General features: G+C 42.4%; 23 protein-coding genes and 1 other annotated feature. Of the genes, 21 read left to right on the top strand and 2 right to left on the bottom strand.

Annotated elements, in window-relative coordinates; genetic code table 11:
* Nucleotides 1-78: 78 nt before the first annotated feature.
* From rsmD to trpB, 13 genes are all read left to right on the top strand, one after another.
* Complete coding sequence (gene rsmD, locus TZ97_RS01625) at nt 79-618, top strand: 16S rRNA (guanine(966)-N(2))-methyltransferase RsmD (RefSeq protein WP_021152746.1); 540 nt, start codon at nt 79-81, stop codon at nt 616-618.
* The gene (coaD, locus tag TZ97_RS01630; RefSeq protein WP_003011880.1) at nt 608-1,096 is read left to right on the top strand and encodes a pantetheine-phosphate adenylyltransferase; all 489 of its coding nucleotides are present in this window, start codon (nt 608-610) and stop codon (nt 1,094-1,096) included. Before rsmD ends, coaD begins: the two co-directional genes overlap by 11 nt.
* Nucleotides 1,080-2,162, top strand: coding sequence for a SepM family pheromone-processing serine protease (locus TZ97_RS01635; RefSeq protein ID WP_024054874.1), 1,083 nt, complete (start codon nt 1,080-1,082; stop codon nt 2,160-2,162). The genes coaD and TZ97_RS01635 overlap by 17 nt, the downstream gene beginning before the upstream one ends.
* A gap of 162 nt (nt 2,163-2,324) precedes the next feature.
* Nucleotides 2,325-3,035 (top strand): thiol-disulfide oxidoreductase-associated membrane protein CcdA2, encoded by a 711-nt coding sequence (gene ccdA2, locus TZ97_RS01640; protein WP_023917418.1) that lies wholly within the window; start codon nt 2,325-2,327, stop codon nt 3,033-3,035.
* Between the two features lie 26 nt (nt 3,036-3,061).
* Complete coding sequence (locus tag TZ97_RS01645) at nt 3,062-3,400, top strand: hypothetical protein (protein WP_023917420.1); 339 nt, start codon at nt 3,062-3,064, stop codon at nt 3,398-3,400.
* Nucleotides 3,401-3,456: 56 nt separating this feature from the next.
* Nucleotides 3,457-4,017 (top strand): TlpA disulfide reductase family protein, encoded by a 561-nt coding sequence (locus tag TZ97_RS01650; RefSeq protein ID WP_042759839.1) that lies wholly within the window; start codon nt 3,457-3,459, stop codon nt 4,015-4,017.
* Nucleotides 4,018-4,028: 11 nt separating this feature from the next.
* Nucleotides 4,029-5,150 (top strand): peptide-methionine (R)-S-oxide reductase MsrB, encoded by a 1,122-nt coding sequence (gene msrB / locus TZ97_RS01655; protein ID WP_045759154.1) that lies wholly within the window; start codon nt 4,029-4,031, stop codon nt 5,148-5,150.
* A gap of 58 nt (nt 5,151-5,208) precedes the next feature.
* Complete coding sequence (locus tag TZ97_RS01660; protein WP_024054871.1) at nt 5,209-5,943, top strand: response regulator transcription factor; 735 nt, start codon at nt 5,209-5,211, stop codon at nt 5,941-5,943.
* Complete coding sequence (locus TZ97_RS01665; RefSeq protein ID WP_045759155.1) at nt 5,940-7,652, top strand: cache domain-containing sensor histidine kinase; 1,713 nt, start codon at nt 5,940-5,942, stop codon at nt 7,650-7,652. The genes TZ97_RS01660 and TZ97_RS01665 overlap by 4 nt, the downstream gene beginning before the upstream one ends.
* Nucleotides 7,653-7,936: 284 nt before the next feature.
* Nucleotides 7,937-8,512: a YutD family protein gene (locus TZ97_RS01670; protein WP_045759156.1), complete on the top strand. Its 576-nt coding sequence runs from the start codon at nt 7,937-7,939 to the stop codon at nt 8,510-8,512.
* 6 nt (nt 8,513-8,518) lie between these two features.
* Nucleotides 8,519-9,607 (top strand): dual-specificity RNA methyltransferase RlmN, encoded by a 1,089-nt coding sequence (gene rlmN / locus TZ97_RS01675; protein ID WP_003005918.1) that lies wholly within the window; start codon nt 8,519-8,521, stop codon nt 9,605-9,607.
* On the top strand, nt 9,594-10,121 hold the full coding sequence (locus TZ97_RS01680; RefSeq protein ID WP_045759157.1) for a VanZ family protein: 528 nt from the start codon (nt 9,594-9,596) through the stop codon (nt 10,119-10,121). Before rlmN ends, TZ97_RS01680 begins: the two co-directional genes overlap by 14 nt.
* A 67-nt stretch (nt 10,122-10,188) precedes the next feature.
* Nucleotides 10,189-10,424, top strand: a binding site (T-box leader).
* 121 nt (nt 10,425-10,545) lie between these two features.
* A complete protein-coding gene (gene trpB, locus TZ97_RS01685) occupies nt 10,546-11,733 on the top strand; it encodes a tryptophan synthase subunit beta (RefSeq protein ID WP_045759158.1) in 1,188 nt (395 codons plus the stop codon).
* Nucleotides 11,734-11,739: 6 nt separating this feature from the next.
* Here trpB and TZ97_RS01690 read toward each other — a convergent pair whose 3' ends face one another.
* Nucleotides 11,740-12,399: a prepilin peptidase gene (locus TZ97_RS01690; RefSeq protein WP_045759159.1), complete on the bottom strand. Its 660-nt coding sequence runs from the start codon at nt 12,397-12,399 to the stop codon at nt 11,740-11,742.
* An 87-nt stretch (nt 12,400-12,486) separates the two neighbouring features.
* Between TZ97_RS01690 and TZ97_RS01695 the strand changes: the two genes are divergently transcribed.
* From TZ97_RS01695 to TZ97_RS10120, 3 genes are all read left to right on the top strand, one after another.
* Nucleotides 12,487-12,705, top strand: coding sequence for a YqgQ family protein (locus TZ97_RS01695; RefSeq protein ID WP_003017930.1), 219 nt, complete (start codon nt 12,487-12,489; stop codon nt 12,703-12,705).
* On the top strand, nt 12,705-13,088 hold the full coding sequence (locus TZ97_RS01700) for a rhodanese-like domain-containing protein (protein ID WP_045759160.1): 384 nt from the start codon (nt 12,705-12,707) through the stop codon (nt 13,086-13,088). The genes TZ97_RS01695 and TZ97_RS01700 overlap by 1 nt, the downstream gene beginning before the upstream one ends.
* Before the next feature lie 85 nt (nt 13,089-13,173).
* A protein-coding gene (locus TZ97_RS10120) for an IS3 family transposase (protein ID WP_152620226.1) occupies nt 13,174-14,522 on the top strand; the annotation gives its coding sequence in 2 pieces (ribosomal slippage) (nt 13,174-13,624 and nt 13,624-14,522; 1,350 coding nt in all).
* A gap of 49 nt (nt 14,523-14,571) precedes the next feature.
* On the opposite strand, the gene TZ97_RS01715 is transcribed toward TZ97_RS10120, so the two are convergent.
* Entirely contained in the window at nt 14,572-15,297 is a 726-nt protein-coding gene (locus TZ97_RS01715; RefSeq protein ID WP_045759161.1) for a 16S rRNA pseudouridine(516) synthase, read from the bottom strand.
* A 178-nt stretch (nt 15,298-15,475) separates the two neighbouring features.
* Here TZ97_RS01715 and typA point away from each other — a divergent pair, with 178 nt between their 5' ends.
* The 5 genes from typA (at nt 15,476) to TZ97_RS01740 (ending at nt 21,326) form a co-directional block, all read left to right on the top strand.
* The gene (typA, locus tag TZ97_RS01720; protein ID WP_045759162.1) at nt 15,476-17,323 is read left to right on the top strand and encodes a translational GTPase TypA; all 1,848 of its coding nucleotides are present in this window, start codon (nt 15,476-15,478) and stop codon (nt 17,321-17,323) included.
* Nucleotides 17,324-17,346: 23 nt separating this feature from the next.
* Nucleotides 17,347-17,595, top strand: coding sequence for a DUF3165 family protein (locus tag TZ97_RS01725; RefSeq protein ID WP_004219693.1), 249 nt, complete (start codon nt 17,347-17,349; stop codon nt 17,593-17,595).
* Nucleotides 17,596-17,685: 90 nt separating this feature from the next.
* Entirely contained in the window at nt 17,686-19,035 is a 1,350-nt protein-coding gene (gene murD / locus TZ97_RS01730) for a UDP-N-acetylmuramoyl-L-alanine--D-glutamate ligase (RefSeq protein WP_045759163.1), read from the top strand.
* Nucleotide 19,036: 1 nt separating this feature from the next.
* Complete coding sequence (locus TZ97_RS01735) at nt 19,037-20,119, top strand: UDP-N-acetylglucosamine--N-acetylmuramyl-(pentapeptide) pyrophosphoryl-undecaprenol N-acetylglucosamine transferase (RefSeq protein ID WP_045759164.1); 1,083 nt, start codon at nt 19,037-19,039, stop codon at nt 20,117-20,119.
* Entirely contained in the window at nt 20,103-21,326 is a 1,224-nt protein-coding gene (locus TZ97_RS01740; protein ID WP_045759165.1) for a cell division protein FtsQ/DivIB, read from the top strand. Before TZ97_RS01735 ends, TZ97_RS01740 begins: the two co-directional genes overlap by 17 nt.
* Nucleotides 21,327-21,444: the final 118 nt, after the last annotated feature.

The following is a 21,444-nucleotide window of genomic DNA, read 5'->3' on the forward strand; positions in this document are numbered from 1 at the left end:
TTTGTCCCAGCCTCTCTTAGTTGTCGCTTGACCATATCAAATCGCAATTTTCTGATTTTTTTTGGTATAATGGTCCCTATGAAAATAGTATCTGGAACCTATGGGGGACGCCCCCTCAAAACACTTGAAGGAAAAACAACCAGGCCGACTTCTGATAAGGTCAGAGGGGCTATGTTCAATATGATTGGTCCTTACTTTGACGGTGGAAGAGTGCTGGATCTCTATGCAGGAAGCGGTGGGCTCTCTATCGAAGCCGTTTCTCGAGGCATGTCAGAGGCCGTTCTAGTAGAACGAGATCGTAGAGCGCAGGAGATTGTAGCAGCCAATATTGCCATGACCAAGGAAAAGGAACGGTTTCAACTGCTAAAAATGGAGGCCAAACAAGCCTTGGGGCTTTTAACGGGCACCTTTGATTTGGTGTTCTTAGATCCTCCTTATGCCAAGGAAGAGATTGTTCGCGATATCGAAACCTTGTGCGAGCGCCATCTCTTGTCAGAGGACATCATGATTGTGTGCGAAACCGATAAACACGTAGAACTTCCTGAGGAAATCGGACAAGTGGGAATCTGGAAAGAAAAAATCTATGGAATTAGTAAGGTAACAGTATATGTCAGATAGAAGTGGATTGTTTACAGGATCGTTTGATCCGATTACCATTGGGCATGTGCAATTGATCGAGCGAGCTAGTCGCTTGTTTGACCGTGTCTATGTCGGAATTTTTTATAATCCGGAAAAAGTCGGACTCTTTTCTATTGAGCAGCGCGTGCGCATGGTGAAAGGGGCCTTGGCTCATTTGGAAAATGTTGAAATTGTGACGTCAACTCAAGAGTTGGCTGTGACAGTGGCGCGCAATCTTGGGGTCATCACCTTGATCCGGGGCTTGCGCAATGCACAGGATCTGGTATACGAAGCCAATATGGATTATTTTAATCACCAGTTGGCGCCTGAATTGGAGACGGTTTATCTCTATGCCCAGCCTCCTTACCAGGCCATTAGTTCAACGCGTATTCGAGAGTTGCTGGCTTTTCAGCAGGATATCTCACCTTATGTCCCAAAGAGTGTAATGGAGGAAATCAAAGATGACACAAGCGAATAAACCAAGCTTGACCACTAAAAAGAAAAAAGGACGGTTGAAAGAATACCGATGGCCGATTGCAGGCGTTCTTTTCTTGCTCCTCTTGCTAGCTGCTTTTGTGATTCGCCTTCCCTATTATATTGAGATGCCGGGTACGGCAGAAGATATTCGATCGGTCATGACAGTGGATGGAAAAATGGATACCAAGTCAGGGTCTTATGACTTTGTAACCGTGGCAGTGAAAGAAGCGACCCCGGCTGATTTGATCTATGCTTGGGCGACACCTTTTACAGATATCTACTCTGCCAAGGATATGACAGGTGGTAGTTCGAGCCAAGAATTTACACGGATTAACCAATTCTATATGGAAACCTCGCAAAATATGGCCATCTACCAAGGGTTAAAGACAGCTGGAAAAGAAACCCAGATGGACTTTCTTGGTGTTTATGTTATGCAGGTAGCAGATGACTCGACTTTTAAGGGAATCTTGAACATTGCGGATACCGTCACCGGTGTGAATGGCAAGACCTTTAAGAGTTCCAAAGAATTGATTGACTATGTCGGTTCTCAAAAAATTGGCGACCCTGTTTCAGTGACCTATATTGAGGATGGACAAACCAAGACCGCAGACGGAAAGATCATCAAATTGTCTAACGGGAAAAACGGAATCGGGATTAGCCTGATCGACCGGACTGAAGCCAAAGGAGATGTTCCTGTCCAGTTTGCGACTCAAGGGATTGGTGGACCAAGTGCCGGCATGATGTTTAGCCTAGCTATCTACACCCAAGTGGCTGATCCAGATCTTCGTCAGGGACGCCATATTGCAGGGACAGGAACCATTAACCAAGATGGAACGGTTGGCGACATCGGTGGGATTGACAAGAAAGTCGTCGCAGCCGATAAAGAAGGAGCAGAAATTTTCTTTGCCCCTAATAATCCTGTTTCCAAAGAAGAAAAGAAAGCCAATCCCAAGGCCAAATCAAACTATGAAACAGCGAAAGAAGCAGCGAAACAAATTCATTCGAAGATGAAAATTGTCCCCGTCAAAACCCTTCAAGACGCTATTGATTATTTGAAGAAGAATTAGAAGTATCTTGTTAGATCAGTCTCGTACTTGAAAGTACGAGGTAGAGTTGGCAGATAGGAAGATTCACCTTCTAATCAAATTCAAGTTTTTGCTTATCAATCTCTCTATTTTTAGAGGGATTTTTTCTTTATACTGGTATCAGAAAGAAAGGGAGGTAGTGAAATGATTCAAACCAGTTTGTTTTCCATTTCAGTATTCTTAGCGGGAGTTCTATCCTTTTTCTCCCCATGTATTTTGCCACTGATGCCAGTCTATGTAGGGATTCTATTGGATTCTGAACGTGTGAAAACTGTTCGGATTTTTGGAAGAGATATTTCTTGGTACGGCTTGGTGAAGACTCTTTGTTTTATCGCAGGTCTATCAACTGTTTTCCTGATTCTAGGATACGGTGCAGGGGCCCTTGGCCAGGTGCTTTATGCTCCATGGTTTCGCTATCTGCTAGGAGGGATTGTGATCCTATTAGGGATTCACCAAATGGAAGTGATCAATCTGAGACAACTCCAAAAGCAAAAGACCATCCAACTCAATAAGAATCGGGAGCGCAATGAATTCTTCAATGCTTTTCTGATAGGGGTCACCTTCAGTTTTGGTTGGACCCCTTGTGTCGGACCAGTTCTGAGTTCTGTTCTAGCCATTGCCGCTTCTGGAGGAGATGGTGCTTTGCAAGGCGCTCTCCTGATGCTGGTCTATACATTAGGATTGGCGCTCCCCTTCTTAGTCTTGGCTCTAGCTTCTAGCTGGGTTCTACAACATTTTGCTAAACTCAAGCCCCATATGGGAACCTTGAAAAAAATTGGTGGTGCCCTCATCGTCTTGATGGGCATCTTGCTGATGCTAGGAAATCTTAATAGCCTCGCATCTTTGTTTCACTAATCTTGAATGATTAAAGGAGAAAAATCATGAAAAAAATTCTTGCACTTTCTATTGCTACACTTAGCATCGTCACTTTAGCAGCTTGTTCTGGACAGAAATCAGATTCAGATATGAAAAAAACGGACGATAGTAGTATGATGAAGAAGGACGATATGAAGAAGGACGATATGAAGAAGGATGACATGAAGGATTCATCCATGTCCGATGATAAAATGAAAAAAGAAGACATGAAAGATTCATCTATGATGTCTGACAGCAGTTCTGAAATGAAGGACGATATGAAAAAAGATGAGATGAAATCTAGCGATTCAGAAATGAAAAATGAAAAGAGTGAATCATCTGATATGAAATCAGACAAGGAATGAAAGATGGGAGAGGTCATCTGAGGATGACTTTCTCCTTGTTTAAAGAGGTAATAATGATGAAGAAATTAGCTTTAGTAGCTGCAGGATTCGTATGCGCTGGACTTTTAGGGGCTTGTTCGAGTCAAGGAATGGCTACTTCCAATAAGAACATGAACCAACAAACAGCCAAAGCTGGGGCTAGGCAACCATCTGGCAAGAAAGTGAAGGATTTTAGCCTGCAAGGAGTGGATGGCAAGACCTACCGCTTATCCGATTACAAAGGGAAGAAAGTTTACCTCAAATTTTGGGCTTCCTGGTGCTCTATTTGCCTGTCGACATTAGAGGATACCAATGAGTTGGCAAAAGAAGAGGCAGGTAAGGATTATGTGGTTTTATCCGTTGTAGCTCCAACCTTTAATGGCGAAAAATCAGCAGCAGATTTCAAAAACTGGTACCAGTCTTTGGATTACAAGGATTTCCCAGTCTTGCTAGATAGTAAAGGGGAACTGCTCAAAGAATATGGGATTCGTTCTTATCCATCGGCGCTCTTTATCAATAGTGATGGGACTTTAGCAAAGAGTCATATTGGCTATATGAATAAAGAGGATATCCTCAAGACCCTAGAGAACATGCAGTAAGGAGATAGACAATGGAAACAAAATGGAAAGTGTTTGCTATCCTTCTCATTGGCTTGCTATCGATTGGTTTCTTTTTCTTTAGTAAGGGAGCAAACGGAATGGATCAATCAGAAACAAGCACTGAGATGATTAAAAAAGTATCGATGAGTCAGACTCCAGTAGCCAAAAAGGAAACAAATGAAACGGTTGATCCAAAGGATCATCGTGAAATTTATTTGGCTGGTGGTTGCTTCTGGGGCGTAGAGGAATATTTCTCCCGTGTTCCAGGTGTGATTGATGCCGTATCAGGCTATGCCAATGGAAAGGGAGAAACGACCAAGTATGAATTGGTCCCTCAAACAGGCCATGCTGAAACAGTTCACATCACCTACAATGTCAAGAAGGTATCTCTGAAAGAATTGCTCCTGCATTATTTCCGGATTATCGACCCAACGTCGAAGAATCGTCAAGGAAATGATCAAGGAACACAATACCGAACAGGTGTCTATTATGTCTCCCAAGAAGACCTTCCAACCATTAACCAAGTCTTTGAAGAAGAAGCAAAAAAATACGACAAACCGTTAGCAGTGGAAAAAGAGCCACTGACCAATTTCATCAAGGCTGAGGACTACCACCAGGATTATCTAAAGAAACATCCGAATGGGTACTGCCATATCGATGTCAATCAGGCTTCTTATCCTGTTATAGATGCTAGTCGCTATTCTAAGCCAAGCGATGAGGAGATCAAAAAGAAGTTATCTCCTGAAGAGTATGCGGTGACACAAAAAAATGATACCGAACGGGCCTTCTCCAATCGTTACTGGGATCAGTTTGATGCCGGTATTTATGTAGATGTCGTGACTGGTGAGCCGCTCTTTTCCTCTAAGGATAAATTTGATTCTGGTTGTGGTTGGCCGAGTTTCAGTCGACCTATTAGTCCTGATGTGGCCATCTATAAGGAGGATAAGAGTTTCAATATGACTCGGACAGAAGTTCGGAGCCGTGTAGGAAATTCTCATCTGGGCCATGTTTTTACCGATGGTCCCAAGGAAAAAGGCGGCCTTCGCTATTGCATCAATAGTTTGTCTATTACCTTCATTCCCAAAGCAGAAATGAAAGAAAAGGGCTACGGTTATTTATTGGACTACGTCTGAGACATTTGGAACCATAATTTGCTATAATAAGTATAGCAAAGACAAGTAGGTGAAAGACATGTATGCGATCATGATTGTGGAAGATGAAGAGCTTATCCGGCAGGGTCTGACTTCCTTAGTGGATTATGAACAGTTTGGAATGACCGTCATCAACCAGGCTAAAAATGGGCGTGAGGCTTGGGAGAAGTTTCAAGAGCAACCAGCCGATATCCTTCTAACCGATATCAATATGCCACAAATGAATGGCTTGGATCTGGCTCATCTCGTCAAAGAACAATCTCCGTCTTGCCATATCATTTTTTTGACAGGTTATGATGACTTTGAGTTTGCAAGGAAAGCCATCAAGTTAGGTGCAGATGATTATTTGCTGAAGCCTTTTTCAAAAGATGATATTGAAGAGATGTTAGCAAAGGTGAAAGGAAAACTTGATCAAGAGCGTAAGAAAGCGCAAGTCGAAGATTTGGTCAGTCAGGGTTATTCGACAGACTTGGAAGAAGCCATTCATGCTCGTTTAGCAGACTCTCAGTTAACTCTAAAGGATCTGGCCTATCAACTTGGTTTCAGTGCCTCGTATCTAAGTGTATTGATCAAGAAAAAATTGGGACTCCCCTTCCAAGACTACCTCATTCAAGAGCGAATGAAGAAGGCTCAACTCTTGCTTCTCACGACAGATTTAAAAATTTATGAGATCGCCGATCAGGTTGGTTTTGAAGATATGAACTATTTTTCTCAACGCTTTAAGCAGGTTGTTGGGGTGACACCAAGGCAGTACAAAAAAGGAGAGCATGAATGAAACGATATCCCTTGCTGATTCAGCTGGTCCTCTACTTTTTTCTCTTCATTCTCCTACTTTTTGGTCTTATTGGTGGTCTCTATTATCAAACGAGTTCAGGGACGATCCGCCAGCAAACAGAGCGGACGACAAGAAATAGTATCGATCAAAGCAGTCAGTTTATCACTTCCTATCTAAAAAAATTAAAGCAGACGACGACGGTGCTTAGCCAGGAACAGGCTGTTCGACAATTTGCCCAAGATAGGAGTGCGGATCAAGAAACGGTTCAACACCTGATGCGAACGATGATTGAAACGGATCCGGACTTGGTCTCAGCGGTCTTGGTGACCAAGGATGGACGTCTGGTAGCGACAGATTCCAAAATCAGCATGCAGACTTCTTCAGATATGATGAATGAAAGTTGGTATCAAGAGGCGATTAAAGAAAGAGCCATGCCAGTTTTGACGCCAGCTCGAAAGGAATCTTTGACTTCGGAAAAAGAAAAATGGGTGGTTTCTATTACCCAAGAAGTGGTCGATCAGACTGGCCAAAATCTCGGAGTAGTACGCTTGGATATTGGCTACGATAGCCTTCAGGCTTACTTGGATCACCTTCAACTAGGGAGACAAGGCTTTAGTTTTATCATTAATCAAAAGCATGAGTTTGTCTACCATCCTAAAAAGGCGGTCTATTCCTCCAGCCAAGAAATGCAGGCCATGCAGCCCTATATTGCTGTGACAGATGGCTATGCTAAAGGAGGACAGAATTTTATCTATCAGGTTCCGATTCCAGATAGCGATTGGACCTTGATTGGAGTGGCTTCACTTGAAGGACTTCAGATGCTGCAGTCGCAACTCCTGTACTCTTTCATTGGTCTAGGATTACTAGCTTTGATCATGTGTTTGATAGGGATCGGCTTTGTTCTGCGTTTGTGGATCAAACCCTTACAAGACCTTCAGACTATCATTTTGAGGATTGGAGCAGGAGATGCTCACGTGAGGGCTGCAGCCAAAGGATCTCCAGAATTGGTGGCCCTCGCTCAAGCGTTTAATGCCATGTTGGACCAAATCGATAACCTCATGCAACAGGTTAAGGAAGAGGAGCAGAACGCACGGCGGTACGAGTTGCGGGCACTTTCGGCTCAGATTAATCCGCATTTCCTCTACAATACCTTGGATACGATTGTCTGGATGGCGGAGTTTAATGATAGTCGGCGCGTGGTCGACATCACTAAGTCTCTGGCTCAATATTTTCGACTGGCTCTTAACCAAGGCCAGGAACAAATCCTACTGAGAGATGAAATCGACCATGTCCGCCAGTATCTTTTCATTCAAAAACAACGTTATGGTGAAAAGCTCAACTATGAAATTCTAGAAGATGAACGGTTGGGCGACTATCAGCTTCCGAAATTAGTGCTTCAGCCCTTAGTGGAAAATGCGATTTACCATGGCATTAAAGAGATCGATCGGCCAGGTCTCATTCGAGTGACAACTGAAGTCAGTGGAGACTACGCCTGCGTATCGATTTTTGACAATGGACGAGGGTTTGACCGATCAGGATCAACAGCCCAAACCCTTCTTCGTTTAGGAGGTGTTGGCTTGAAAAATGTGGACCAACGATTGCATCTTCAATTTGGCGAAGCCTATCATATGGAGATTGATTCTAAGGCAAATAGCTATACCAAAATTACTCTTTTTTTGCCACTTGCATCCGGCAATGAATATTCATAGAGGCTGGGACAAAAGTTCTAGCCTCTCAATTATTTTTGGATTGTCGAGCAAGACGCAGTGGTTGAGTGGGCTCTACTACGTTGATTTCATCAGCTTTTACAGCCCTACTCAACTGTGCGGAGGTGGGACGACGAAATCGAATTGTAACGAGTTACCGATTTCTATCCCACTCTCTTTTTGCTCTCAAAGGAATTTCAACTCTTTTCTAGTCAAATCTGACGCAAGTCATCAAATTTATGATAAAATAAAGTGTTACAGTAAATAGATTTTGATGAAGGAACACTATGCGAAAAGAGATTGACCCTGAATTATATAATTACAATAAATTTCCTGGACCTGTCTTTCATCAGGTAGGAGACCAAATCCGTTCAGAAAACCTCTCCTTTGAGCTGTTGAAAAATGAGAAGGAAGCTTTTGATGCGACTGTTTTTGGTCAGCGATTTTCTGAGATTTTAACCAAGTTTGATTACATTGTTGGTGATTGGAGCAATGAGCAGTTGCGCTTGCGTGGCTTCTATAAGGAAGAGCGCGATGTTGCAACGATGGATAAATTAAGTCGCTTAGACGATTATTTGTTAGAATATTGTAGCTATGGTTGTGCTTATTTTGTCCTTGAAAATAAGGAACCTCATCGTGCTTCCTTTGATAAGAAATCACCGGTCAAAAAAGCTCAATCAGAAGAAAGAGAGCCTAAGAAGCGTTCGCGCAATCGCAAACAAAAAGATCGTTTCCAAAAACGAGAACGCGACAAGGGACAACCAGCGAAAAACTCGAAAAAAACAAGACCGTCTGCTGAGACCAAAAAGACAACGAAAACAGACAACAAACGTCATTTTGTGATTCGACAAAAAGAGGAGTAAGAAAGAATGAAACCATCCATTTATAGTTTAACACGCCAAGATATGATTGATTGGGCGGAAGAAAACGGCGAAAAGAAATTCCGTGCAGCACAAATCTGGGAATGGCTCTATCGCAAACGCGTCCAGTCCTTCGAAGAAATGACCAACCTTTCTAAGGACTTGATTGCAAAGTTAAATGATCAATTCGTCGTCAACCCACTCAAGCAACGAATCGTGCAAGAGTCAGCAGATGGAACGGTCAAGTATCTTTTTGAATTACCAGACGGCATGTTGATTGAAACCGTCTTGATGCGTCAGCACTACGGTTTATCTGTCTGTGTAACGACTCAGGTAGGATGCAATATCGGTTGTACCTTCTGTGCTTCTGGTTTGATCAAAAAACAACGCGATTTGAACAATGGGGAAATCGTGTCTCAAATCATGTTGGTCCAAAAATACTTTGACGAGCGTGGCCAAGATGAACGGGTCAGCCATATCGTTGTCATGGGAATCGGAGAACCATTTGACAACTATAACAATGTCTTGAAATTTATCCGGACGGTCAACGATGACAAGGGATTAGCGATTGGTGCTCGTCATATTACCGTGTCTACTTCTGGTTTGGCTCATAAAATTCGTGACTTTGCAAATGAAGGTGTGCAGGTCAATTTGGCAGTGTCTCTTCATGCACCAAACAATGACTTGCGCTCTAGCATCATGAAGATCAACCGGGCCTTTCCAATTGAAAAATTGTTTGCGGCGATTGAATACTATATTGAGACTACGAACCGTCGGGTGACCTTTGAGTACATCATGCTCAATGAAGTCAATGATGGGGTCGAGCAAGCCTTAGAGTTGGCAGAATTGCTCAAGAATATCAAGAAATTGTCTTATGTTAACTTGATTCCTTACAATCCTGTCAGTGAGCATGACCAATATAGCCGGAGTCCAAAAGAACGGGTCATGGCCTTCTATGATACCTTGAAAAAACAAGGTGTTAACTGTGTAGTGCGTCAAGAGCACGGTACAGATATTGATGCTGCCTGTGGCCAATTGCGTTCAAATACCATGAAACGGGATCGGGAGAAAGCGATTGTTGAACATGCGCAACCTTAAACAAGGGCTGATCGATCATACAGAACTAACAAAAAGAGGAAGAAGGCTGTTACGGAGTGGCAGCTTCTTCTATTTTATCCTCTTGTGTCTGATGTGTTTTTTGCCCCAACAGCCAGAGCCAGGTATGGAAACACCGGGTATTCAACATTTCGGTCGTATCGTCGTCCTGCTGGTTCCTCTTAATTCGGTGATGAATCTTGGTCAGATCACCAGTGTCCTCCAACTCATTAAGGTCATTCTCCAAAATATAGCCAATATCTTTTTGTTAAGCCCGCTGGTCTTTCAACTTCTCTGGCTATGGCCCTGGTTGAGGAGCCGCAAACGGGTCTTGTGCTTCGGCTTTGCGATGAGCTTGTGGATTGAATGCAGCCAAGTTCTGTTAGATCTCTTGTTTGATGCCAATCGTGTCTTTGAGCTAGATGATTTGTGGACCAATACCTTAGGGGCTTATCTGGCTTATCTAGGCTTTCAGTATTGCAGAGCACGATTGCTAGCAAAAAATGGTGAAATGTAAAATCCGAACATTTTAACCACTTTTTAAAATTTTTGTTGACAAAATCAGAAGCGGGAGCTATAATAGCTTCAAGACATCAGAAAAGTAGAGATTTTTCTCACTTCCAGAGAGCTTGTGGTGATTGCGAACAAGCAGTGGTGAATCTTGAAATGGGCTGATGCGTTTATGATAATGAATTTGAAACAATAAAAATTCGGTGAGCACACCTTATCGTGCACCCTGTTGTTAGACAGGTCAGAGATGTAGGAGAAAAAATAGCTTCCTACAATTGAGGTGGCACCGCGGTATCGAATCGTCCTCACACAGATTTTTCTGTGTGAGGTTTTTTGTATCTCATAGGAACCCAGTGAGACTGCAGCTCAAAGGGCCCGCGAGAGAAAAAGATCATAAACAAGATTGAAGATAGAGAAAAGAGGACACAATCATGACAGAAACAAAAGGCTATTTCGGACAATTTGGTGGATCTTTCGTACCAGAACCCATTCAAAACTTGCTCAATCAATTAGAGGAAACCTTTGAACAGTATAAAAATGATCCAGAATTTATCGCAGAATACAAACATTATTTGAAAGATTATTCTGGACGCGAAACACCACTCTACTTTGCGGAAAGTTTGACAGATCATTTAGGTGGGGCAAAAATTTATTTGAAGCGCGAAGACTTGAATCATCTAGGTTCGCATAAATTAAATAACGTCTTGGGGCAAATCCTCTTGGCTAAGCGCATGGGCAAAACTCGCGTGATTGCTGAAACAGGAGCAGGTCAACACGGTGTGGCTACAGCAGCTGCGGCAGCTAAGTTCGGTATGGCCTGTGATGTCTACATGGGGGCAGAAGACGTGGAACGCCAACGCTTGAATGTCTTCCGCATGGAAATGATGGGGGCAACCGTTCATGCGGTTGAAACCGGGACTAAGACCTTGAAAGACGCCGTTGATGCTGCGTTTGGAGCATGGATGGCGGATCTGGATGCCTTTTACGTTTTGGGTTCTGCTGTTGGCCCTCACCCTTACCCAACCATTGTGCATGAATTCCAAAAGGTGATCAGTGAAGAATCTAAACGTCAAATCTTGGAAAAAGAAGGTCGTTTGCCGGATTATGTGATTGCCTGTGTCGGTGGTGGCTCTAATGCCATCGGTGCCTTTTCTGAATATTTCGCAGAAGAGGAAGTCGGCTTGATTGGGGTAGAAGCAGCTGGACATGGCTTGGACACCGATCAACACGCAGCGACCATGACCAAAGGGACTATCGGTGTGGTTGATGGTATGAAGACCTATGCTGTCTTTGGCGAAGATGGAAAAGTAGCGCCAGTTTACTCGATCTCTGCTGGTTTGGACTACCCAGGGGTTGGCCCGGAGCATGCTTTCTTTAAAGATTCTGGTCGTGTCGAATATGTAGCAGCGACAGATGATGAAGCAGTAGAAGCCCTTCTTCTTCTCAGTAAGACAGAAGGAATTCTCCCAGCCATTGAAAGCTCACACGCGATTGCAGAAGCGGTTAAACGTGCTCCAAAACTGGATAAAGACAAGATCATCATCATCAACGTTTCCGGACGTGGGGACAAGGACGTAGCTGCCATCGCCGATTATCTAGAAGCGAAGGCTACAAAATAAGCAATCTTATCTGCAAAACATCGTATAAAGCAGTAAAGCGTGATAACTGAGAAAGAGACAGGGAACAAAGGGAATCCGGTCTCTTTCTTTTTTGAGAGCAAAGACGAGAATACCTAAGATGGATGCGATCTGAATGAGAATGAGGATCTGGGTAGAAGAAAAGCTTAGCGAAAAGGTAGCTAGTAAGAGAAAATCTCCTGCTCCCATTCCGATAAAGAAAAAGTGAGCTCCGATCGCAAGGAGTAAAAAGATCAGCATGAGGAGATTACTACCGGATAAAAAGATGACCAGGGCATGGAGACAGCACCAGATGACCAATGGGTATTCCATAAAGCGAAGGTCATAAATGGCTAAAACGGCAGCTCCCAGTAGTGTTAGAAGCTGAGACAGAGAAAGGAAACCATTGACGCAGGCTAAAAAGAGTAGGCCACTCCAGACCTCAAAAAGGCAGTACCAAAATGGATAGGTCTGATGACAATAGCGACAGCGAAAACGATGGAGTAGTTGCGAGATAATGGGGATGAGATCCCAAACTCCAAGGATGTGCTGGCAGTGATCACAATGACTACGAGGAGCGAGAATGGATTGGTTTGGGAAACGGTCGACAACTAGTCCCAAAAAAGAGGCGATACAAGTACCGATGGTAAAAAAATAAAAGTTGATCATACTTATTTATTCGTAAAGCAATCGAAAAATGTCATCATTTGCTTGAAAATCTTGTAAAGCCTTTCTAAATTTGATACAATAATGAACATGAAAAACCTGTATGATGTTCAACAATTTTTAAAACGTTTTGGAATCATCATTTACGTAGGGAAGCGCCTCTATGACATCGAATTGATGAAAATTGAGCTTCAACGTCTTTATGATGCAGGCCTGATGGAGCGGCTCGATTATTTAGAAGCTGACACTGTTTTAAGAAGAGAACACAAGCAAGAATTAGAATTTTTGAAAAAGAGTGAGGTAGAGTGATGGGAAATATCATTGTTTGGTTGGCTATTTTAGGAGTATTTGGATGGATGGCGTTTAATTATTTCCGCATCCGTAAAGCTGCTAAATTTGTGGACAATGCGACTTTTGAAGAGCTGATTCGTCAAGGGCAGTTGATTGACTTGCGAGAGCCAGCTGAGTTTCATGCCAAGCATATTTTAGGAGCACGCAACATTCCTTCTACTCAGTTGAAGTTGAGTCTTGCAGCCTTGCGCAAAGACAAACCAATTTTGCTCTATGAGAATAGCCGTAGTTCTCGAGTAACCAATGCGGCTCTCTTTCTCAAGAAAAAAGGTTATACAGACATTTATGTCTTGTCTTATGGTCTTGATTCTTGGAATGGGAAAGTGAAAAAAGACGCCTAATAAAAAAGAGCTCTAACTGCACCAAATGTTGAACCGCACCCCAAAAGTTAGACAGAAAAAATCTAACTTTTGGGGTGTTTTTATTATGAAATTGACATATAAGGATAAGGTTCAAATATATGAACTTAGAAAACAAGGGCGAAGCTTCAAAGAGCTTTCAAATATATTCGGGATAAATATTCCTAATCTTAGGTACATGATTAAATTGATTGATCGTTACGGTATAGAGTTCGTCAAAAAGGGGAAGAATCGTTATTATTCTCCTAAATTAAAACGAGAAATTATTGATAAAGTTCTGCTTGAAGGTCGTTCACAAATAAGGGTGTCTCTAGATTATGCTCTCCCAAACCAAGGAATGCTTCCAAATTGGCTGGCACAATACAAGAAAAATGGGTATACTATTGTTGAGAAAACAAGAGGGAGAGCACCTAAAATGGGACGCAAGCCAAAGAAGAAACCTGAAGAAATGACAGAGTTAGAACGTCTTCAAGCAGAAAATGAATACCTGAGAGCGGAGAATGCTGTTCTAAAAAAGTTGAGAGAACTCCGATTGAAGGAGGAAAAAGAGCAAGAAGAAAAACGAAAATTGTTCAAGGATTGGTAGCAGAGTTTTCTTTAGATATCCTTCTAAAGATTATTAAGCTTGCCCGTTCAACTTATTATTATCACTTAAAACAGCTGGATCAAAGCGATAAGGATGATCAAGTTAAAGCTGAAATTCAGTCAATTTATACTGAGCATAAAGGAAATTACGGCTATCGTCGCATGACTCTAGAATTACGAAATCGTGGCTTCGTAGTGAACCATAAGAAGGTGCAGCGTCTTATGAAAGTACTTGGTTTAACGGCTCGAATTCGCCGTAAACGGAAGTATTCTTCATACCAAGGAGAGGTTGGCAAGAAAGCAGATAACCTTATTCAACGTCAATTTGAAGCAACCAAACCAATGCAAAAGTGCTACACAGATGTGACAGAATTTGCCATTCCAGCAAGCAGCCAAAAGCTTTATTTATCACCAGTTTTAGATGGCTTTAACAGCGAAGTTATCTCCTACAATCTTTCTACTTCGCCGAACTTAGTACAAATGAAAGCTATGCTAGAACAAGCCTTTACAGCGAACCATTACGAAAATACAATTCTCCATAGTGACCAAGGATGGCAATACCAACACGATTTCTATCATCATTTTTTAAAGAATAAGGGAATCCAACCATCTATGTCACGTAAGGGAAATAGCCCAGATAACGGTATGATGGAATCTTTCTTTGGCATTCTTAAGTCTGAAATGTTTTATGGTTATGAGAATACGTTTCAGTCACTTGAGCACTTGGAACAAGCTATTGTCGACTATATTGATTACTACAACAACAAACGAATTAAGGTAAAACTAAAAGGACTTAGTCCTGTACAATACAGAACTAAATCCTTTGCTTAAATTAATTGTCTAACTTTTTGGGGTCAGTACATGTGTGGTTAGAGCTTTTTTATCTCGTTTTTTCAAGGAAATCTTTGACCCATGTGAGTTCTACCTCATTTAAAGTTCGGCTTTCGCCAGGTGCTAACTGAGGATCCAAGGTGAAGGGGCCAAAAGATAAGCGTTTTAAGGTCATTACTTTGACCCCAATGGCTAAAAACATCTTTTTCACTTGGTGGTATTTTCCTTCTGAGATTCGGACCTGGGCCTTGCTGTAGCTGGGGGTACTTTCTAGAATGGTCAAGGAAGCCGGCTTGCAGATAGGACCGTCTGTGAATGAAATCCCATTCTGAAATTGCTCGATGTGGGCTGCATAAAGCGGGCCATTGACTTCTACCTCATAGACCTTCTCCACATGGTATTGAGGATGGAGCAGTTGAAAGCCTAAGGGACCATTATCTGTGAGGAGGAGCAGACCACTGGTATCGCGATCGAGGCGACCAAGTGGATAGAGGTCTGGGTACTCTTGCTGGGGGTCCACTAGCTCGATCACCGTTAGATGGTGGGCGTCTCTTTTGGCGGTCACGGCTCCAATTGGTTTATGGAGCATGTAGTAGTGGTGACGCGGTTCTTGAATGATCCGTTCCCCGATTTGAATCTGTTGGAGTCCAGGGTCGATGTTTTGGGATAGCTTTTGAGCTGGTAGGTGATCGACCAAGATTTGCCTTCGGGCCAAAAGTTGTTTGATGTCTTTACGAGCGTACTGATGGTCTGCCATCAATTGATCTAATCTCATGGGAGCCTCTTTTTCTGAAATTCTTATCATCAGTGTATCATGAAAAGAAAAGGAAATCGAGTCAGAGAAAAGAAATGAAGATGAAAACATTTACAACTAGCTGAACTGTGTTTTTTAGATAGGACTGTGGTATAATTGTTCAGTTAGAAATATTATTTAAAATTTTATAGAGGAAATCATGACAAAATTAAGAGAAGATATTCGTAACGTTGCGATCATTGCCCACGTTGACCATGGTAAAACAACTTTGGTAGACGAATTGTTGAAACAATCGCACACCTTGGATGAACGTAAAGAATTGCAAGAACGTGCAATGGACTCAAACGATCTTGAAAAAGAACGTGGGATCACGATCCTTGCTAAAAATACAGCCGTTGCTTATAACGGAACTCGAATCAATATCATGGACACACCAGGACACGCGGACTTCGGTGGAGAAGTGGAACGGATCATGAAAATGGTTGACGGGGTTGTATTGGTCGTTGATGCCTACGAAGGAACCATGCCTCAGACGCGTTTCGTATTGAAAAAAGCCTTGGAACAAGATCTTGTTCCGATCGTTGTTGTCAACAAAATCGATAAACCATCTGCTCGTCCAGAAGAAGTTGTAGATGAAGTTCTTGAACTCTTCATCGAATTAGGTGCGGATGATGACCAATTGGAATTCCCAGTTGTTTATGCATCAGCGATCAACGGAACCTCTTCACTTTCAGATGATCCAGCTGATCAAGAGCACACAATGGCACCGATCTTTGATACCATCATTGATCACATCCCAGCTCCAGTTGATAACTCAGATGAGCCTCTTCAATTCCAAGTATCCCTGCTTGATTACAACGACTTCGTTGGACGTATTGGTATCGGACGTGTCTTCCGTGGTACTGTAAAAGTTGGGGACCAAGTAACTCTTTCTAAATTGGATGGAACGACTAAGAACTTCCGTGTTACCAAACTCTTTGGTTTCTTTGGTTTGGAACGTCGTGAAATTCAAGAAGCTAAAGCGGGTGACTTGATCGCTATCTCTGGTATGGAAGATATCTTCGTTGGAGAAACCATCACACCGACAGACGCAGTTGAAGCTCTTCCAATCCTTCACATCGATGAACCAACGCTTCAAATGACCTTCTTGGTTAACAACTCACCATTTGCTGGTCGTGAAGGAAAATGGGTGACCTCACGTAAAGTCGAAGAACGCTTGCAAGCGGAATTGCAAACAGACGTTTCTCTTCGTGTTGACCCAACTGATTCACCTGATAAATGGACAGTTTCAGGACGTGGGGAATTGCACTTGTCTATCTTGATTGAAACCATGCGTCGTGAAGGATACGAGCTTCAAGTATCTCGTCCAGAAGTTATTATCAAGGAAATTGATGGTGTCAAATGTGAACCATTTGAGCGCGTTCAAATCGACACACCAGAAGAATACCAAGGATCTGTTATTCAAAGCCTTTCTGAACGTAAAGGTGAAATGTTGGATATGGTTGCAACAGGTAACGGTCAAACTCGTTTGGTCTTCCTTGTTCCAGCGCGTGGGTTGATTGGATACTCAACAGAGTTCTTGTCAATGACACGTGGTTACGGAATCATGAACCACACCTTTGATCAATACTTGCCAGTGATTCCAGGAGAAATCGGTGGACGTCACCGTGGTGCTCTTGTTTCAATTGATAACGGAAAAGCAACCACTTACTCTATCATGTCTATCGAAGAACGTGGTACGATCTTTGTCAATCCAGGTACAGAAGTTTACGAAGGAATGATCATTGGTGAAAACTCTCGTGAGAACGACTTGACCGTAAACATTACGAAAGCAAAACAAATGACCAACGTTCGTTCCGCTACTAAGGACCAAACAGCGGTTATCAAGACTCCTCGTATCTTGACCTTGGAAGAATCTCTTGAGTTCTTGAACGACGACGAGTACATGGAAGTAACACCTGAATCTATCCGTTTGCGGAAACAAATCTTGAACAAAGCAGAACGCGAAAAAGCAAATAAAAAGAAAAAATCAGCAGCTGCTGAATAATACGGAAAGAAAGGAGAAACAAAATGGTCTATTTTATCTTAGGGATTTTGATTCTCCTTTTTTACCTTTTTATGACCCCAAAAAGTATTCGTGGTACCTTAAACAGTGTCACAATGGTGGTCTTAATCGTCTCCATTATCGTACTGACTTGTCTGGCCATTTTTCAGATATTCCAACTACCGTCTGAGTTTTTTGTCGGTGCCTTTCTCGCCTTTGTTGGCTACCTGGCTTTGGTGGATATTTCCAAAATGACGACCAAACAGAAAAAATAAACGCTGACCTGATTTTTAAAGCCCTTTGGGCTTTTTAATTTTGCTAAAAAAAGGTAAAATAGAGAGTGATAAAAATGGAGCGAAGAAATCATGAAATTTGTGAAACAATTTGAAAATAAAAAGGTTCTTGTATTAGGTTTGGCTAAGTCAGGCGAGTCAGCTGCCCGTTTGTTGGATCGCTTAGGAGCAATTGTGACCGTCAATGATGGCAAACCTTTTGAAGAAAATCCAGCAGCACAAAGTTTACTGGAAGAAGGGATTAAAGTTGTGACAGGAGGTCACCCTCTGGAACTGTTGGATGAAGACTTTGCAGTCATGGTCAAAAATCCAGGAATCCCTTATTCCAATCCGATGGTTGAAAAAGCGCTTGAAAAGGGCATTCCCGTCCTCACTGAAGTGGAATTGGCCTATTTGATTTCGGATGCGCCAATTATTGGGATTACAGGATCAAACGGAAAAACGACGACGACAACCATGATCGGGGAAGTCTTGACAGCTGCCGGCCAAGGTGGTTTATTGTCTGGGAATATCGGTTTTCCAGCTAGTCAAGTTGCACAAACAGCAACAGAAAAGGATGTTCTGGTCATGGAATTGTCTTCTTTCCAATTGATGGGAATTGAAGCCTTCCATCCAGAGATTGCAGTGATTACCAACCTCATGCCAACCCATATCGACTATCATGGTTCTTTTGAAAATTATGTAGCTGCCAAATGGAATCTTCAAATGAATATGACAGAAAAAGATGTCATTGTATTGAACTTCAATCAAGACTTGGCTAAGGAACTGGCTACAAAAACCAAGGCAAGGGTCCTTCCGTTTTCAACGGTCGAAAAAGTGGATGGGGCTTATTTGGAAGATGGACTTCTCAAGTTTAAGGGAGAAGTTGTTATGCGTGCGGATGAACTGGGTGTTCCAGGAAGCCACAATGTAGAGAATGCCTTGGCAACGATTGCGGTTGCAAAAGTCCGGGGTGTGGAGAATGAGGTCATTAAAGAAACCTTGTCAGCCTTTGGAGGTGTCAAACACCGCCTTCAATATGTGGATGAAATTCAAGGTGTCAAATTCTATAATGATAGTAAATCGACTAATATTTTAGCAACACAAAAAGCCCTTTCTGGTTTTGATAACAACAAGGTGATCTTGATTGCAGGGGGGCTCGATCGTGGCAATGAATTTGATGAATTGGTGCCTCACATTACTGGTTTAAAGGAAATGGTGATTCTAGGGGAATCAGCTCCTCGAGTGAAACGCGCAGCAGATAAAGCTGGCGTCTCTTATGTTGATGCGGCAGATGTAGCGGATGCTACAAAGAAAGCCTTCGACTTGGCTAGCCCCGGAGATGTTGTGCTACTAAGTCCTGCCAATGCCAGCTGGGATATGTATCCGAATTTTGAAGTGCGTGGGGATGAATTCCTTGCTACAGTAAAAGGGTTGAAATAAGATGAAAAAAATAATGTTTACTGGTGGGGGAACCGTGGGACATGTGACCCTTAATCTCCTCTTGATTCCAAAATTTATCGAAGATGGATGGGAAGTCCATTATATTGGAGACAAAAAAGGAATCGAATACCAAGAGATCAAAAAGTCTGGCTTAGACGTGCGCTTCCATTCAATTGCAACGGGGAAATTGCGCCGCTATTTCTCTTTCCAAAATATGATGGATGTGTTCAAGGTGGCTTGGGGGACGCTCCAGTCCATTGCAATCCTGCTTCGTGTGCGCCCACAAGTTCTCTTCTCAAAAGGAGGATTTGTTTCTGTGCCACCAGTGATCGCAGCCCGACTCACGCGTGTTCCTGTCTATATCCATGAGTCCGATCTCTCGATGGGATTGGCCAATAAAATTGCTTATAAATTTGCTACCAAGATGTACACGACTTTTGAGCAAGCACATGGTTTGACAAAGAGTGAGCATATCGGTGCGGTAACCAAGGTCACAGATCATATTCCGCCAACTTCAGAAGTTTTAGAAGAAAAAACAAAAGGTTTCCGAAAAGACTTGCCGACCCTTCTCTTTGTCGGAGGATCAGCTGGTGCGCGTGTCTTTAATGAATTTGTGACAGAGCATCAAGCAGAGCTCTTGCACCACTACAATATCATCAATTTGACGGGCGATTCAACATTGAATCAGGCTGAGGGTGGCTTGTATCGAGTGGATTATGTAACCGATCAGTATTTGCCCATGCTCCAGAAGGCTGATTTAGTGGTGACTAGAGGTGGAGCCAATACCTTATTTGAACTCTTAGCCATGAACAAACTCCACCTGATCGTACCGCTAGGAAAAGAAGCCAGCCGTGGCGATCAGATTGAAAATGCCCAATATTTTGTGGATAAAGGTTATGCAGAGCAATTGCAGGAAGATCAATTGACGCTCGAAACCTTTAATGAAACCATTCAAGAAATGTTGAAGCAAAGCCAAGTCTACCACCAAGCAATGGAAAAATCGACAGAACTCCTTTCACTAGACGATTTTTATGGCCTGCTTCAAAAAGATATCAGTAAGGGAAAAGATGACGGACGACAATAAAAAAACGCCAACGGATGACAAAATTACAGAATTGTCAGCCTGGCAAAAAAGAAACAAAGAATATTTAGAAAAAAAAGCGCTTGAAAAAGCGGAAGAAGCTGAAAAAGAGGAAACTGAAAGCGAAGAAGCACAAGAAGACGAAGACCTTTCAGAAAAAGAAACAGCTTCCGTCTCAGAGGAAGAATCTGACGAACGAAAAGAGTCTGAAGAGGAAGATGAATCTGAGGCCGAAGAGGATCCAGAAGCAGATGGAGAAAGTTCAGAAGGAGAAGAGGATGATCCGGCTGTAGAGGAGCTAGATTCTTCAGAGAAGCAAGAGAAAAGGCCTTCATTTTTTAAAGGCTTAAAGACGAAAAAGCCAAAGAAGGAACCGACAGTGGCAAAACGCCATATCTATCGTGCCCTTCCGGTAATCGGAATCAGCTCGATTGTCGCCCTTCTCTCAATCTATTTTTTAAGTCCCTTGTCCACACAGAAAGTGATTGAATTTTCAGGGAATAAAGCGGTTGATCAGCAACTCTTGTATGAAAAAAGTCGCATCAAAGAAGAAGATTATACTCTGACGACCTTCCTTCATAAATCGGTCTATAAACAAAATATGAAAACGGCTAGTCCATGGATTAAAGAGGTTCACATGCATTATCAATTCCCGGTGACCTTTAAAGTCAATGTCGTGGAACACAAAGTAGTTGCCTATTATGTGACGGGAGAAGACCACTATCCAGTATTGGAAAATGGAGAAGTAGTGGAGACAGTAACTCCAGCTTCGGAATTGCCGTCCTCCTATATTAGCTTAAAATTCTCAGATCGAGAATTGGTTAGACAATTTGTCCAAGAAATGAAGTCTATATCTTCTTCCATTACGGATAAAATTGTTTCGGTAGATCTGACTCCGAGCAAGGTCACCAAGGATCTGGTGACCATCACCATGAAAAACGATAATAAAATCTTGGTGCCTATTTCCCAAATTACCCGCAAGCTTCCTTATTATAAAGCCATTAGTAAGCAATTAGACGATGATTCCACCATTGATATGGAGGCTGGAATCTTCAGCTATAGTGAACAATCCATCGCAGATGCCAAAGAGCAAGCTGAAAAAGAAAAGGCTGAAAGTCCAGAAAAGCAAGAAGAACATTCTGAGGAAGCAAGCCAAGAACAGAATCAAGAACAGAATCCAGAAGGAGAAAATTCTTCTGGGAATGAGTAAAGCCCATAAATTATCTCAAATAATTGAAGAAAAAATGTCCATTTTAGGCTTCTTTGTGATATAATGAAGTTTGGATAGTTCCAACTAAAAGGGCTATAAATAGATGTAAAGTGAAAAC

Source organism: Streptococcus parasanguinis (genome assembly GCF_000963275.1).
GTDB classification, from domain to species: domain Bacteria; phylum Bacillota; class Bacilli; order Lactobacillales; family Streptococcaceae; genus Streptococcus; species Streptococcus parasanguinis_B.